Raw genomic sequence first — 13387 nt, forward strand, 5'->3', positions numbered from 1 at the left:
ACGCTTCGGTAGGGAAGCGGCGGTCGATATCCGGGTGTAGCGCAGTTTTGGTAGCGCGCTTGAATGGGGTTCAAGAGGCCGTGAGTTCGATTCTCGCCACTCGGACCATAAATCCAACGATTTCACGTTAGAAATCGTTGGATTTTTTTGTTTATAGGCTGCCCTCATTTGGTTTTGACCACAATTTTGACCACAATGCCAAAGATTTTATCTGGTCTAATTAGTGCCGTTCCGTCCAATTTTCAGGCCGAAAATGCCTCGCTGAACAACTGGATCGCACTCTGCCGAATGGATTCCTGAACATGGAGATAATGCTCAGTCATCTCGGTATCGGCGTGGCCTACGATGCTCTGGATGGTCTGGATATCCACACCCAATGCCTGCATCTGCGACACATAGGTGTGGCGGCAGCTATGCGGCGTGAGCAAGCGGACATCGCCCGCTTCTTCCAGAGATTTGCGGAATACATCCCGGAAATGGGTGGGATTGCAGGGCAAGCCGGTCTTGGGGCTTTCCCAGATGAACTGGTCGGTGGTGTCCCGCAGCTTGATGGCGCACGGGCGGACATTCAGCGGCACCGGAATATCCCGGATACTGTCTTTGGATTTCGGACTGCCGATGCTGACTGTACCTTTTACGACCTTTACTGCCTGCCGGATGTGAATGACAGAGCCATCTTCTTCAATAAACTGCGGCTCCAAAGCCAGAAGTTCCTGCATTCTCATTCCAGTGCCGAGCAAAAGCCGGATGCTCAAACCCATGCGGTCATCGGGGAGAACCTTCATTAAGTGGGTAACTTCCTCTGTGGTGAAGGCTTCCTTGCGTTTTGCGGTGCCGGATGCCCGCATCTTTTCAGCAAGCCGGACCGGGTTACGGCGCACAAGGTCATTAGCTTCTGCCTTTTGAAAGATCTGGTAGAGCATCCCTCGTGCCTTGCTGATGTAAGAATCCGAGCGGCCATCGCGCCGCATCCCTTTCAGGAAGTTTTCAATGTCGATGGGGCGTATGACGGTCAGGGGGCGATGATAAAATCCCTCTTTGAGCATTTTCAGGCAGTATTTGTAGCTTTCCTGTGTCGTGGGAGCGATATTATCCTTGTGACCCTCGAACCATGTATCAGCCCAATCCTCAAAGTACAGAATCGTGTCCAGCTGGACACCGCTGATAAGCGCATCTTGATACTCTTTCAGTTTGAGCTTGACCTCCTTCTGGGTCTTGCCATAGAAGGTCTTGAAGCGCGGCGAACCATCTTTCTGGTAGCCGTCCATCATACGTAATTCCCAGCGACCATCGCTGCGGTGGCGAAGCGTACCCTCGCCGTGTGAACGTTTGCTTGGCATATTGCCTCCTTCCTGATGTCAAGTCGTTTCGGGAATAGTATAGAAAAAGAAACCTCTTGAATCAAGGATGTCAGATCAGCCATTTACGCTGTCCGTGATCCACTGAAGAAAACGGTCTTTGGGTACGACCATCCGCTTACCGATGTGGAGCGTGGGAAAGCCGTCCGAACGGAGCAGGATGTAAGCGTTGGCGCGGGAGATGCCCAGCGCAGCAGCGACGTGGTCGGCTGTCAGGGTGATGGGAAGCTGCTCATACGAAGTGAACTGAGAGCGCATAGAATACCTCTTTTCTCTATATGTTGTGCTGAATGAATACAGGAACACTATATATTGCACTTTGATATGTAACAAGGGGCATCTGCGGTTTGCGGATGCCCCTTGTGTATATGGGAGGAATGCCTGTGAATGTCAGAATTTCATCGGAAGTGCGTCTTTTCTGCACTTGCCGTGCTACATTTCATTTCTTCCTTGATCCTCCAGATGTACGTTTCGGCTTCTTTCAGAATTTCAGCAACCTGCTGCTTACGCTTTGGGATGGTGAGCAGGCTGGGGTTGAACGTGAAGCTATATTCCAGCCGCTGGATCATTGCGTGTACCGCAGCTTCCAGTTCGGTGTACAGCATCATGTCCTCAACGCTCCCGGCGTCCTCAAAGGACGATTTGATGGGCGTGTAAGGATAGATGGGCGGCTTGCCGTCAACCACCTCAGGCGGTGCGTAAGCCGCCGTAGAGCGGATGATGGGTGGAAGCCGCTGAATGCTCCCCATCGGGTTCAGGGCAAGGCTGGCACGGACAGCATCATCCACCCGGCTCATTTCTTCCGGGGTGAGGTGTCCGAGATATTTCAGAACCCTGCTCTTGTCAACGGTAAAAATCTGCTCTGCCTGAACGATGGACGGAACGGATAGAAAATCGTTCACCAGCAGGCAGTGGGTCGGCTGGGTATATTTTTTTGCAGCCTTGCTTGTCAATGTGGCCACGATCAGCGTGGGCGAGTAAAAATTCCCCACATCGTTCTGGAGAACGACTGCCGGACGATTCCCGCTTTGCTCTGAACCGATGGCGTTGTCGAAACGGGTGAAGAAAATGTCTCCACGTTGGAATTTCCAGTTTTGAATCAATAGCTGCCCTCCTTTTGCAATATGTACACCGCCCGCTGCACCTCCTTGGCAGTGTGCGGTGTGTTTGTTCAACGGTTCATCACAACGTAGTCATGACCGCGCCGGGTCTGGCAGACTGTGCAAGTGTCCATGCTCCGGTCTGCGCTGGGAACAATGGCGATTTTGAACGCCTTGGATTCTACAAAACTACAAAGGCAGACACCGCAGAGCGTGCGGATGGACCGGATCATCTCCGGGGTCAGTTCCATTTCCTCGTAGATCGCTTGCGCTAAGGTGGTACGGTCGTTTTCGTTCATAAAACCTCCTATGTAGGACGAAAATGTGGATATATGGAATAAGTAAAAAGAACAGACGTGGACGAAGACCGAAAACAGCATTCGGCCACGCCTGATTTAATAAGTTAAGGTCTCGCATATTCGCCCTCGGCTCCCTGCGAGTGGGGCATAAACATCTGGCAGCGGACTTGTACCGCTTCATTGGCATTTCAGCCACCCCGTCTGCTTTGTGACCGGGCCGCGAATTACGGAAGTATCATTATCGGAGTACCAGATGAAGGAACTATTCAGTTTTCAAGGAACGGCTGTTCGGACGTTTCACTCTGCGGCTTGTGCCGTCTGGTGAATTGCCCTCTCACTTGGTAGGCATCGAGAAGGGTCAATCCATAGCATTGAAATTGAAGTTTTTCAAAAATTTAGTAATTCGCTTGATTTTGATGCTAATAGTAGGCTGCGCGACGCCTAAAACTTTAGAAATTTCAGTGACGGTGTAGCCCTCATAGGCGTACATGGTGACGAGATTGAGGTCTGCATCCGACAAATTTTCAAGCGCAGACAGCAGCCGCTCGTCCTCAATCTCGCCGATCCATGTGAAGCGGCTCTTGGTTTCACGGTAGTGTTCGGTAATAGAAATGGCTTCCTGATACTTGTTCATAAGGGGCGAGTAGGCTTCTTCGCCCTGCTCAAAGGACGGGGCAGCGATTTCCTGTGTGTGGTTCTGGTAAGAACGCGTAGCATTGAAAACAGACCAGTCATACTCATACATTGCCTGAATCACTTCAATGCTCATGCCAGCGTCCTCATACTGCTTGCGCATGATAGCCCACTGACGGTCAAAGTTCTTCTTTTCCAAACCATAATTAAAGCCCATGTGTAACCTCCAAATTTTCGATAAAACGTGAAATGTCGAAAATTTGGAAACACTACGGATATTTCGCCATCTGGGGCAGCCATGAAAAGAGGGTAAACATAAAACCTGCTCCTTTTCGGGAGCAGGCCATCTGAAGCTATAAAAAATAGCCGGACAACAGCCGACCGAAAGATTGAAGATCTTTCAGTCAAGCTGCTGCCCGGCTATTTGGTGCTACGTTTCATACATCACCCGGAGGTGACGGCCCGTTGCTCGGTGCGAACAGTCCATATTCAGAGTGCTTTGCACCCGATTCTTATGAAACCAATGCTTACTTGGCTCGAATGGAAAGGTTGAGCCATAACATTTCCCGGCAACGCCAGCATTTTATGTGGATGAATCCAGTGCAGTCGGCGGTCATTCGATAGAGCTTTATATTGCACTTGGGGCAAAACTGCCAGAGTTCTGTAATTGCTTCCTTCTTATGATCGAGCATGACTTTCCCTCCCAAATATAAAGTTTGCTGCGGTATTATGGGAGAAACGGCGGACTGCGGCACATTTGTTCCAAAAGCGCAAAAACGCCAGCCTCCCATTGAGGGAAGCTGGCGCAGTACAGCATATCGGCACGATTGTGGGTGGCAGAATGGAACGATTGTGCCTGTTTCGGAGCGGTCTGGTCTACGGCAGCAGACAGGCTTTTTTTGATGCGTTACCCCAATAAAAAATCACAGTACCCTCCATAGACGGTAACTGTGATCTTGTGGCGCAAGGAATCGCCCGGACGAGTTACCGTTTTTTTATAACTCGACCGGGAAATGTAAAAATCGGCATGATAGGACAAAATCACTGGAATGATGATGTTATACCGTTCTTTCCGCAAGGACGATACAATACTATTGAGGTGATGATGATGCCGAATGCGGATGCGATTGCTTTAGGAAAGCAGATAAAGGCTGTCCGAAAAGCGATGAAAATGACACAAGAGCAACTGGCACTGAAAAGTAATGTTTCGGTGAAGTATATCGCCAATATTGAAAATGGAAAACAGAATCCTTCTTTTGACATTTTAAGTTCAATTCTCCATGTTCTGCCACTTTCCTTGGATTCGGTTATCAACCCGAACTTATCAGAAGCAGAGCGCGAATGTCGAGAGTTAGAATCGATTTATTTTGCTTGTCCGCCAGAAATGCAAAAAACGCTGTTGGATGCCACAAGGTCACTCGCAATCCATTTGACAGAACTTTCAGAACAGAACAAAAACAACTAAGCTGCCAGAGTGGACGTTACGCTTCTCTCTGGCGTTCTTTTGTCTGAATACGCAATATTCTAACAGGTCATTCAATAAAATCACGTGAAAAGCAAACAAATTACACAATAATTTTCTCGTAATCAGTCTCGTTGTGGATTTTGAACCTCTTTTTCAATGGCAAGATCATTTTCTAGCGTATCATATAGTTCTTGTGGGGTACGGCATAAGACTGCGTAGAAGTTGATAGGAGCACCCTCATTAAAAAGCCGTACATACCCCCATCGACATGGGAGAACCTCTAAATAGGATGCCGTTTGCAAAAAATCTTCAAACTCTCTCAGAACATCTTCGAAAGATTGCATCTTACCGCCTCCTAAAATCTTTTTTCTATATTTTAGAAAAGATTATTTCCGATTGCAAGGATGTCAATTTTTATCTATCCAGCTAACGATAAAAGCCATACTCAAGGTCTAAGTTACCCATTGAGTATGGCTTTTATCGTTATAAGGAATCTTTTTTCACTGAAATGTTCGGCATAAATTGGTAGCCGAGGTTGGAAATCGTTCGAATATAGACAGGTACAGCTCTATCATCCTCGATTTTTTGCCGGATGCGTCCAATTGTATTGGTGACAGCAGTCAGGCAGCTTTCACTATCCTGATGCCACACGGCTTCAAATATCTGCTCTTTTGTAAACAATTGCCCCGGATGCCGTGCCATTAAACTTAAAACGCCATATTCGTAACGGCTCATGTACACTTCCTGTCCGTTTTTGAAAACACGACGGTGTTCCAAGTTTATTTCCAAACCGGGATAATTCAAAGTGTCTGGCGCAGCACGGTTCGTTTCAATCCACTCGAAAATCGTCTGCTCTTGCGGTGGGCAGTGATCCTTCGTGATGCGAACAACAACTTCAATTTTTTGCATACAATAGACAATCCTCCCCCAAAGCCAAATCTATATCACTCGATATGGAAAATCGGGTGTAGCTCGCATTTCCGCATTGACCGTGCACTACGATGCCGTGTGCTTTAGCCGCCATCGTTTTTGGAATCCCGAAAGTTCAGAGCTGCCATCAGGCATCCAAACGCACCCGCCCAGAGAAGGCCGGTATAGAGCCATCCTTGGAGAATGGCGAAAATCCCCCCTGCGATCAGCAGCAGGATGCCAGCCGTTAACAGCAGACGTGCCGATAACTGCTCCATCTTAGGTATCCCTTTCTGTGCGAAGATAGTGCTGCACCCGGTGGACGTCCCCGGAACGAACTGCAATGTACCACAAGGATTGAGTCACTGCTCCGGTAGGCATTGGTGTATTCAGCGGCACCAGAAGCAGTGCCGCCCGCACCTTGTAGGGAATATTGTTTTCCGCCATACGACGGCTTTTTTTCTTTTGCCGTCGCTCGGCAGATACTTCTTATTTAATACTTTTCTTGAACAATAACCATGTGCTGATGAAGTAGCAAATCAATAGCAAAGCAAGAATGCTTACCGTCGTACCGATTTGTGACATCAATGCGCCGAAACCAATATAGGCAGAGATTTCTGCGGAGATCGTTTGAATAAAATAAATTATGACCATTGTGGACACGATGATGGCGACAACGATTGGCAGTCCAAACCAGATGCCTAATTGTTTCAATACCAGTTTACCTATGTGAGTATCCTCCACACCCAATTTGCGAAGTACCGAGAAGCGATATTTATATTGGCTTGCATCCAAAAGTTGCTGCAAAGATAGCACCGTAAGACAAATTACCATCAGCACAACAGCTGCATAGAGCATAGACGCCTGTAAAACAAAATTACTTGCTTTTGTGGTATTGACTTGTAGGGTACTCAAGCGAATGGCATAACTGACGTCGGTATCGGTTATTTCTGGATACTCGGCTGAAAAAGCCTGTTCTAAGGTGCGGGCATTTTCATAGGAAATGCTTTCCGTCGTCATGATATAACGGTTCCGAATCACCGAGAGTAAGTTTTCGCAGATACTATCTGGAAATACATAGAGTACATCCGTATAAGAGTTATAGGCCGTTTCTCCTATTGCTTCCTCGTAAAAAGAATGTTCAGAAAGTGTAAGTTCCCCTGCGTCTGTCAGAATGCTGCTATGCTCTTTCAAAAAGCTATCCCGTTCTTCGTTCGTTGCAATAGATTGCCACTGTGTTGTGAACTCGTCCTCTGATAAAGTGATCGGCTCATATCCCAGCATTTTGCGAATGGTGTTGTAATCACTTAAAGAAATTGCCACAACAGGAAAGTCGTATTTCATCCGGTTATGAAAATCGTCCTTGCTCGGCAGATAAAGAGAAAAGGTGCAATCATAGTCAGTTTCAATCCCATGTTCTGATAGAAAATCCGTTACAAGTTCGTAATTGTCATCGGGCAGGTTTTCTTCGTCGTATACATCGTTATAACGAGAGGAAATCTGCACATCGTACATAGAACGTATATCAAGATAGCCGGAAGCCCATCCCACCAGAATGGGGGCTGCAATAAACATAAAAATTGCAAGCACTAAGGTTACACAGATCAGCGTCATAGTCTTGCTGGTAGTATTCAGTTTGGATGTAATCTGCCCAAAAAAGAACAGATTTTCGCCCTTGTACCTGTGTTCCGGGGCCTTTGCTTTCCATGCAACAATAAAGCTGCTGCTAAGATAAATGATACAACAAATGAAGAAAAGAAGATCAATCAGGAGAAATAACAAGTATTGATTGATTGCCCCGGCCCCCAAAGCCAGATAGTATCGACTGGTCAAAGCCGGCACACTGGCGGCCATAACCGTGTTCAGAACTGTGCATACCAGCAGTCCCGGAAGCAGGGTAGAAACGCCGGTTTTTCTCTTTCTAATCAGCCAGAATCCAGACCAAAGTAATGTAATGGCCGGAAATAGAATGTTTCCCCAGAACATGAGTTTGGCAGGGATAGCAAAACGGCCATCATAGTAGAATACTATTTTTTGCACGCCAGTGAGAAGCATCCACACTGTGAATCCTTCAAACAGCAGAACCACAGCGGCAATCCAGCGGCTCTTTTTTAGCTCAGGATCATTTTCTTTCTCCGCTGCCAACATATCAATGATTTTGGTTTTCCGAATGGTGCGGGTATTGAATATCCCAACAATTAAGAAGCTGAAAATAAAGAAGCCGATGGTCAGCAAGACTGTATCCGGAAATAGTGTCCACGACAATTCATAGCTTTTTCCATAGGTAGTCAACAGCATGGCCGTGATAAACTGGGAGCAGAACACACCGAGAAAAATTCCAATGGCAATCGAGAGGATTCCCATCATAAAAGTTTCTGCAAAGAAAAGTCTGCCGACGGTCTTTTGTTCCATTCCCATAATGGACTGGACCGCAAACTCTTTTTGTTTACGCCGCAGCATATAGTGATTGACAAAACGAATCAAGAAAAGTAAGAACAGAGTAATGACGCAGATCGCGGCCTTCATGCCATCACTCAAGATTGTGAAATTGTACTCGCTTCCAATATCGGGTTGGTAGTAGCGGCTGGAAATAGACAGAAAGGAATAAAACAAGGTGACACAAATCGTCATGGTCACGATATAAATCAAATAGTCTTTGACGGAGCGCTTTGCATTGCGGAAAACAAGTTTAGCATACATGACTTTGTCCTCCTCCAATCATGGTAAGGACATTGAGGATTTTCTCAAAGAAGGCACTCCTGCTGTCGTTGCCTTTGCGCAGTTCGGTAAAAATGACTCCGTCTTGCAGAAAAAGAATTCTGCTGGCGTAACTGGCGGTAAAGGCATCATGCGTCACCATAAGAATCGTCGCACTAAGTTGTTCGTTGATGCTCTGGATCGTAGACAGAAGCATTTGCGCCGAATGACTATCCAACGCACCGGTTGGTTCATCTGCCAAAAGCAGTTTGGGATTGTTGATAATTGCCCTGGCACACGCACAACGCTGCTTCTGGCCACCGGAAACCTGATAGGGATACTTGTTCAAAATATCCGTGATATTGAGCTTTTGGGCAATGTCTTGGATACGCGGCTCCACATCTCTGGCGGGTGTTTTATTGATGGAAAGAGCCAATGCAATATTTTCAGAAATCGTCAGGGTATCCAGCAGATTAAAGTCTTGAAACACAAAGCCAAGATTCTCCCTGCGAAACCGGGCAATGGCCTTGGGCTTTATCTCCGTAACATCCGTTCCTCCCAAATAGATGTGTCCTGCGCTCACGGTGTCAATCGTGGAAATACAGTTGAGCAAAGTCGTCTTTCCAGAGCCGGAAGCGCCCATAATGCCCAGAAACTCACCAGCTTCTACCGAAAAGCTAATATCTCGGATTGCTTTTGTGATATTTCCCTCATTGCCATAGTATTTCTGGATATGTTCTAATTTTAAAATGGGTTCCATTGTCTTACCTCCATGAATCATCCATGCCTCTATTGTAGCGGATACGCAGAGTTGTTTGTATCAAGTTTTCTTACACACTTCTTACAAAAATGAAAGAAGTGCAGAGCGTGTCAGCCCTGCACTCCAGCGACAAAGTCGTTGATTGGGAAGATAAGAGAAACGCTTGTCCCGTTGCCCTGGGAACAGACTGACAATCCAATCCCCAGTTTATCGCAGAGCCGTTTACAAAGGTACAGGCCAATCCCGGTGGAACTATGAACGGTTCGGCCATTCTGTCCGGTAAATCCCTTCTCGAAAACGCGGGGCAAATCGCTCTGTGGGATTCCAATTCCATTATCTTCTACAGATAAAATCACCTGATTATGTTTCTGCGCCGTAGAAAAGCGCAACGATGGTTGCTCCGTCCGATACTTTACTGCATTGCTGATAATTTGATTCAGAATGAATCGTACCCACTTATCATCCATATAGGCGATTTTTCCATCATCCTCCACCTCAACCGTCACATGGTTTTTGCGTAGTAGGTATTTACTGTCTGCGATTGCATCATGGACCACATCTCTAATCCGTATCTCACGGACGGTATAATCTTTTTCCGTGTGCTCACTTCGGGCATAGTAAAGGGCTTGTTCTGTAAAGTGGTTTATATTTTCAACCTCTACCAGTAGCTCTCTGGTAAAATCTGAACGATTATTTTCACAGATCAGCTTCATGGCGGTAATCGGAGTTTTGACCTCATGGATCCATTGCTCTATATATTCCTTGTATTCTTGCCGTTCGCTCTGGATTTCGCCGATCTTTTCCAGCATAGACTTTTCGGCCATTTTCAAAATCTGATAAAAGACCTGTTCATCGCCTCTTTCCGGCATGGCCATCACTTCGGGCATCAGATATTTTTCCCCCAACTGCTCGGCCATTACCAACAGCGTTTCACAATGTCTTTTTTGTATGAAAAAAGAGACCGTCAGATAGCAAACTACAACCACAATCCAGACCAAAGCGATAAAGGAAATGGCTTGGCGGGAGGTCCCGGTGGCGATCAAAAATAGTGCAAGTGCCAATACCCCCAAAAGGTTCAGCAGGAGCACGGGCAGTTGATTTTTCAGATATTGTTTGCCGCTCATAGTGTATATCCCTGCCTGTGTTTTGTTTTAATGAAGTCGTGCAGGCCAATGTAATCCAATTTATTCCGAATGCGAGTGATATTGACACTGAGGGCATTGTCATCAATGTAGAGTTGATTATCCCAAAGAAAATCCACCATATCATTTCTGGAACAAATTTTACCGGCACTCTTAAAGAGATAGTAAAGAATTTTCAATTCGTTTTTTGTCAATTCTGCTTTCTGACCTTTATATTCAATCATGCTGCTTTCCAGGTGTAGCGTTGCATCATTCCATGTCAATATCTCGGATTGTTCAGAAGCGTACACACGCCGCAAGAGGGCGGCAATTTTGGCAAGTAAAATTGCTGTATTGTATGGTTTTGTGATAAAGGCATCACCGCCAAGCATGATGCTGTTCAGCTCGTCCATATCGGTATTGCAGCTTGTCACAAAAATAATCGGAACATTAGAAATGCTGCGGATTTTAGAGCAGATAGAAAAGCCGCTCTCATTGGGCAATTTAATATCCAGTAATATGAGGTGAGGTTCTTCTGCTTTGAAAGTGTCGGTGACATTTGAAAAATCCTTTACTGAAACAGCAGTATATCCATTGCCTCGCAAAAGGGTTTCCATTTCACCTTGTATGACAGGATCGTCCTCAATAATCAGTATTTTATATGGTTTCATGTTTTAGTGCCTTCCCTTGCTTTGTTCTTCCGTCAATCGGTTTGTCTGCATCCTTTGGTACCAACCAGACACCGGCCATTTTCACAGCGCCGGGAATACGGTCGGCGGTGCAATAGTAATTTACTCTACGAGGTGTCACGCCCCACTTCTCGGCGGCCTCTTTCAATGTCATATAGTCCATTTCGCACCTCCACAGAGTACATTATAGTTCCTCATCTCGAATAATGCAAGAAACATAATATGAATTATAAAGTTTAATCTTACTGCATTCTCTGAACTTAGGATACTCATTAGAATGGGGGTTAAGATAACGATATAGATGTACTTCACCTTGCCCTCATACTGCGGCAACAGGGCTTTCAGTGCTTCAAGATTATCGCCGTGGATGATCATGTTCTCACTGTCGTTGTTCTCGGTGTGCTGCCCCTGCTCATCAAAACTGTATTGCCGCTCCAGCACCCGGAAGGGAACTTTCTGATGATGGTTCACGACTTTATTTTTACCGATCCATTCCAAGGTTAGCATGGCGTTTTTCTCCAATCTAAAAATTTCAAACTGCGGACAAAAAGGACGCATTGTTGTGGCAAGCAGGGCGTTCGTATATACAAACGCCATTTTTGCGTTGCAAAATGCTTGTTGGGCTGTGCCCAATCCCCTTCATTCTGCACCGTTCCGATGCAGGCTGCGCGTTTTTTCAAAACGCTTCTATTTGTATATGGTAGAGTTTCAAGACAGTTGCGCTCTGCAATTTTGATGGAGACATCTCAAGCCAAACGAACAGCCGGCAACGGCCTCAACGGTAAGTGAGGTCATGATGCTGGCTGTTCTTCGTTCAGAACGGAAAACATTCGACATTTCCGCTGGTTCATGGTACACTACATCCAATCCATGCGAATCCGTTGGAGGTGATGGTGTTGCTTTCCCTGTACTTAGCTGTTCTTGACGATCAAAGCAAAGAAGAACAATTTATAGATGTATATAATACCTACAAACGGCTGGTCTACCATACCGCTTACAAAATTATGGGCGATTCGTATCTGGCAGAAGATGTACTGCAAGAGGTGTTTTTGTACGTTGCCAAAAATTTTTCTAAAATTCATCGAGAAAACTGTCACGAACTCGCTGCTTATCTCGTTAGTTGTAGTAGAAGCCGTGCATACGATATGCTTCGCAAGCAGCGAGAAGAACCGCTGGAAGAAGTCCCGGACGCACCAGATGATGCCCCGGTGCCGGATGATGCAGCAGTCAGCACCGATAACATCCAATACCTGACAGAACTGATCGGACAGATGAAACCGATGTATCGTGATCCGCTGCGCCTTTTGGCAATGGGCTACACCAACAGGGAGATTGCCGAATCGCTTGGACTGACGGATGAAGTGGCTCGGATGCGGCTTTTCCGTGGAAGAAAACTATTGTGGAAGGAGTTGAACAGCCGTGAGTGAGCGGACAGAAGTTTCTTTTGATGCAGCGTTGATGATGGCACTCCGTGCAGATGCACAAAAAGAACTGGACGAGCTGCCAACTCCGGCACAGCTAAAAGAACTCTACCCGGACACGTCCCGATGGGATGCTCGCCTGAAAGCGGCATTGCATAAACGCCGCCCGGTGCTGAAGCGAGTGCTTGTTGCGGCCCTGACGCTGGTAATTTTAACTCTCGGCGCGCTTGCAGTAAGTGCGGACTTCCGAAAGGCAGTCTATACGATGATTCAGAAATTCCTGCCGATTGAGATGCAGCTGACATATCAGGTGGACGGCGAGCCGTTGGAGCAGCTCCCGAATGGGTATAGCGACCATTATGTGCCGGATGGATTTGAACGAGATCGTGAGCAGGAATTTGAAAGAGCAGAAAACTTTTTGCACGTTTACTCGTCAAAAGAAAGCGGTAAAGGATATACTGTTCGCTGCTCCATTATACAGCCGGGGCAACAGTCCTCGTTTGACAATGAGCATACAACTTATGAGAATATAAAAGTTGGAGATGCAGACGCAACTTTGGGAACGAGCGTAGGAGAAAACGGAGACACTGTTTATATTTTAAGCTGGGAGCAAGGAGGCGTTTCAAATACGATTATGGGAAACATCTCACGAGATGAGATCGTGAAAATCGCTGAAAACGTATTTTAATATGAAACTCCATGTTATTTGTTGGAATTCACAAATAGCATGGAGTTTTTTTGTATAAGTATACAAATACAACAAAAAACTAGAAAATTTTTCAAAAAAGCTGTCACAAACACAAGGCGAATTACGTTGACTAAGCAAAAGCTCCTATTGGGAGCAAAAAATTGGAGGTACATTATAAATGACTTTTTTAATTGTTTGTGTGGTGGCATCTATAATTTGGGGTGCTATCTTAATATGTAAAATAGTC

General features: G+C 46.1%; 16 protein-coding genes, 1 tRNA gene and 1 pseudogene. 4 read left to right on the forward strand and 14 right to left on the reverse strand.

Translation table 11 applies throughout. The features are described 5' to 3' along the window. Window positions 1-30: 30 nt before the first annotated feature. A tRNA-Pro gene (locus J3350_RS09555) sits at window positions 31-108 on the forward strand. 134 nt (window positions 109-242) lie between these two features. Here J3350_RS09555 and J3350_RS09560 read toward each other — a convergent pair. The 5 genes from J3350_RS09560 to J3350_RS09580 all read right to left on the reverse strand — a co-directional run bounded on the left by J3350_RS09560 (window position 243) and on the right by J3350_RS09580 (window position 3607). Beyond that, window positions 243-1340: a site-specific integrase gene (locus J3350_RS09560; protein WP_242700228.1), complete on the reverse strand. Its 1098-nt coding sequence runs from the start codon at window positions 1338-1340 to the stop codon at window positions 243-245. Window positions 1341-1415: 75 nt separating this feature from the next. Next, entirely contained in the window at window positions 1416-1616 is a 201-nt protein-coding gene (locus J3350_RS09565) for a helix-turn-helix domain-containing protein (RefSeq protein WP_005927005.1), read from the reverse strand. A gap of 140 nt (window positions 1617-1756) precedes the next feature. Beyond that, on the reverse strand, window positions 1757-2533 hold the full coding sequence (locus J3350_RS09570) for a type II toxin-antitoxin system PemK/MazF family toxin (RefSeq protein ID WP_242700229.1): 777 nt from the start codon (window positions 2531-2533) through the stop codon (window positions 1757-1759). Beyond that, window positions 2530-2757, reverse strand: a complete 228-nt coding sequence (locus J3350_RS09575) for a hypothetical protein (protein ID WP_207686456.1) — start codon at window positions 2755-2757, stop codon at window positions 2530-2532. The genes J3350_RS09570 and J3350_RS09575 overlap by 4 nt, the downstream gene beginning before the upstream one ends. Before the next feature lie 358 nt (window positions 2758-3115). After that, window positions 3116-3607, reverse strand: coding sequence for a sigma factor-like helix-turn-helix DNA-binding protein (locus J3350_RS09580; RefSeq protein ID WP_097783768.1), 492 nt, complete (start codon window positions 3605-3607; stop codon window positions 3116-3118). A 741-nt stretch (window positions 3608-4348) separates the two neighbouring features. Here J3350_RS09580 and J3350_RS09585 point away from each other — a divergent pair. After that, window positions 4349-4855 (forward strand): helix-turn-helix domain-containing protein, encoded by a 507-nt coding sequence (locus tag J3350_RS09585; protein WP_370569308.1) that lies wholly within the window; start codon window positions 4349-4351, stop codon window positions 4853-4855. 122 nt (window positions 4856-4977) lie between these two features. Here J3350_RS09585 and J3350_RS09590 read toward each other — a convergent pair whose 3' ends face one another. The 9 genes and pseudogenes from J3350_RS09590 to J3350_RS14170 all read right to left on the reverse strand — a co-directional run. Further along, window positions 4978-5199: a hypothetical protein gene (locus J3350_RS09590; RefSeq protein WP_015564162.1), complete on the reverse strand. Its 222-nt coding sequence runs from the start codon at window positions 5197-5199 to the stop codon at window positions 4978-4980. Window positions 5200-5338: 139 nt separating this feature from the next. Further along, window positions 5339-5764: a response regulator transcription factor gene (locus tag J3350_RS09595; protein WP_015564163.1), complete on the reverse strand. Its 426-nt coding sequence runs from the start codon at window positions 5762-5764 to the stop codon at window positions 5339-5341. A gap of 104 nt (window positions 5765-5868) precedes the next feature. After that, entirely contained in the window at window positions 5869-6042 is a 174-nt protein-coding gene (locus tag J3350_RS09600) for a hypothetical protein (RefSeq protein WP_165852874.1), read from the reverse strand. Window positions 6043-6253: 211 nt separating this feature from the next. Further along, window positions 6254-8464, reverse strand: a complete 2211-nt coding sequence (locus tag J3350_RS09605; protein ID WP_207686457.1) for an ABC transporter permease — start codon at window positions 8462-8464, stop codon at window positions 6254-6256. Beyond that, entirely contained in the window at window positions 8454-9221 is a 768-nt protein-coding gene (locus J3350_RS09610) for an ABC transporter ATP-binding protein (RefSeq protein WP_207686458.1), read from the reverse strand. Before J3350_RS09610 ends, J3350_RS09605 begins: the two co-directional genes overlap by 11 nt. Before the next feature lie 110 nt (window positions 9222-9331). Continuing rightward, window positions 9332-10345, reverse strand: coding sequence for a HAMP domain-containing sensor histidine kinase (locus tag J3350_RS09615; protein ID WP_207686459.1), 1014 nt, complete (start codon window positions 10343-10345; stop codon window positions 9332-9334). Further along, window positions 10342-11013, reverse strand: a complete 672-nt coding sequence (locus J3350_RS09620) for a response regulator transcription factor (RefSeq protein WP_207686460.1) — start codon at window positions 11011-11013, stop codon at window positions 10342-10344. Before J3350_RS09620 ends, J3350_RS09615 begins: the two co-directional genes overlap by 4 nt. Beyond that, window positions 11000-11194 (reverse strand): helix-turn-helix domain-containing protein, encoded by a 195-nt coding sequence (locus J3350_RS09625; RefSeq protein WP_097783680.1) that lies wholly within the window; start codon window positions 11192-11194, stop codon window positions 11000-11002. The genes J3350_RS09620 and J3350_RS09625 overlap by 14 nt, the downstream gene beginning before the upstream one ends. Before the next feature lie 131 nt (window positions 11195-11325). Then, window positions 11326-11538: pseudogene (locus J3350_RS14170) on the reverse strand (site-specific DNA-methyltransferase); the annotation flags it as partial. 383 nt (window positions 11539-11921) lie between these two features. Between J3350_RS14170 and J3350_RS09635 the strand changes: the two are divergent. Beyond that, the gene (locus J3350_RS09635) at window positions 11922-12458 is read left to right on the forward strand and encodes an RNA polymerase sigma factor (RefSeq protein WP_207686461.1); all 537 of its coding nucleotides are present in this window, start codon (window positions 11922-11924) and stop codon (window positions 12456-12458) included. Beyond that, window positions 12451-13140: a DUF4367 domain-containing protein gene (locus J3350_RS09640; protein WP_207686462.1), complete on the forward strand. Its 690-nt coding sequence runs from the start codon at window positions 12451-12453 to the stop codon at window positions 13138-13140. The genes J3350_RS09635 and J3350_RS09640 overlap by 8 nt, the downstream gene beginning before the upstream one ends. Window positions 13141-13387: the final 247 nt, after the last annotated feature.

It is taken from the genome of Faecalibacterium sp. Marseille-Q3530 (assembly GCF_017377625.1).
Classification (GTDB): domain Bacteria; phylum Bacillota; class Clostridia; order Oscillospirales; family Ruminococcaceae; genus Faecalibacterium; species Faecalibacterium prausnitzii_E.

Excerpts from the sequence above, each read along its gene's own strand:
- J3350_RS09560 (WP_242700228.1), bottom strand. The coding sequence starts at position 1,340 with ATGCCAAGCAAACGTTCACACGGCGAGGGTACGCTTCGCCACCGCAGC.
- J3350_RS09565 (WP_005927005.1), bottom strand. The coding sequence starts at position 1,616 with ATGCGCTCTCAGTTCACTTCGTATGAGCAGCTTCCCATCACCCTGACA.
- J3350_RS09575 (WP_207686456.1), bottom strand. The coding sequence starts at position 2,757 with ATGAACGAAAACGACCGTACCACCTTAGCGCAAGCGATCTACGAGGAA.
- J3350_RS09580 (WP_097783768.1), bottom strand. The coding sequence starts at position 3,607 with ATGGGCTTTAATTATGGTTTGGAAAAGAAGAACTTTGACCGTCAGTGG.
- J3350_RS09590 (WP_015564162.1), bottom strand. The coding sequence starts at position 5,199 with ATGCAATCTTTCGAAGATGTTCTGAGAGAGTTTGAAGATTTTTTGCAA.
- J3350_RS09595 (WP_015564163.1), bottom strand. The coding sequence starts at position 5,764 with ATGCAAAAAATTGAAGTTGTTGTTCGCATCACGAAGGATCACTGCCCA.
- J3350_RS09600 (WP_165852874.1), bottom strand. The coding sequence starts at position 6,042 with ATGGAGCAGTTATCGGCACGTCTGCTGTTAACGGCTGGCATCCTGCTG.
- J3350_RS09605 (WP_207686457.1), bottom strand. The coding sequence starts at position 8,464 with ATGTATGCTAAACTTGTTTTCCGCAATGCAAAGCGCTCCGTCAAAGAC.
- J3350_RS09610 (WP_207686458.1), bottom strand. The coding sequence starts at position 9,221 with ATGGAACCCATTTTAAAATTAGAACATATCCAGAAATACTATGGCAAT.
- J3350_RS09615 (WP_207686459.1), bottom strand. The coding sequence starts at position 10,345 with ATGAGCGGCAAACAATATCTGAAAAATCAACTGCCCGTGCTCCTGCTG.
- J3350_RS09620 (WP_207686460.1), bottom strand. The coding sequence starts at position 11,013 with ATGAAACCATATAAAATACTGATTATTGAGGACGATCCTGTCATACAA.
- J3350_RS09625 (WP_097783680.1), bottom strand. The coding sequence starts at position 11,194 with ATGGACTATATGACATTGAAAGAGGCCGCCGAGAAGTGGGGCGTGACA.
- J3350_RS09635 (WP_207686461.1), top strand. The coding sequence starts at position 11,922 with ATGGTGTTGCTTTCCCTGTACTTAGCTGTTCTTGACGATCAAAGCAAA.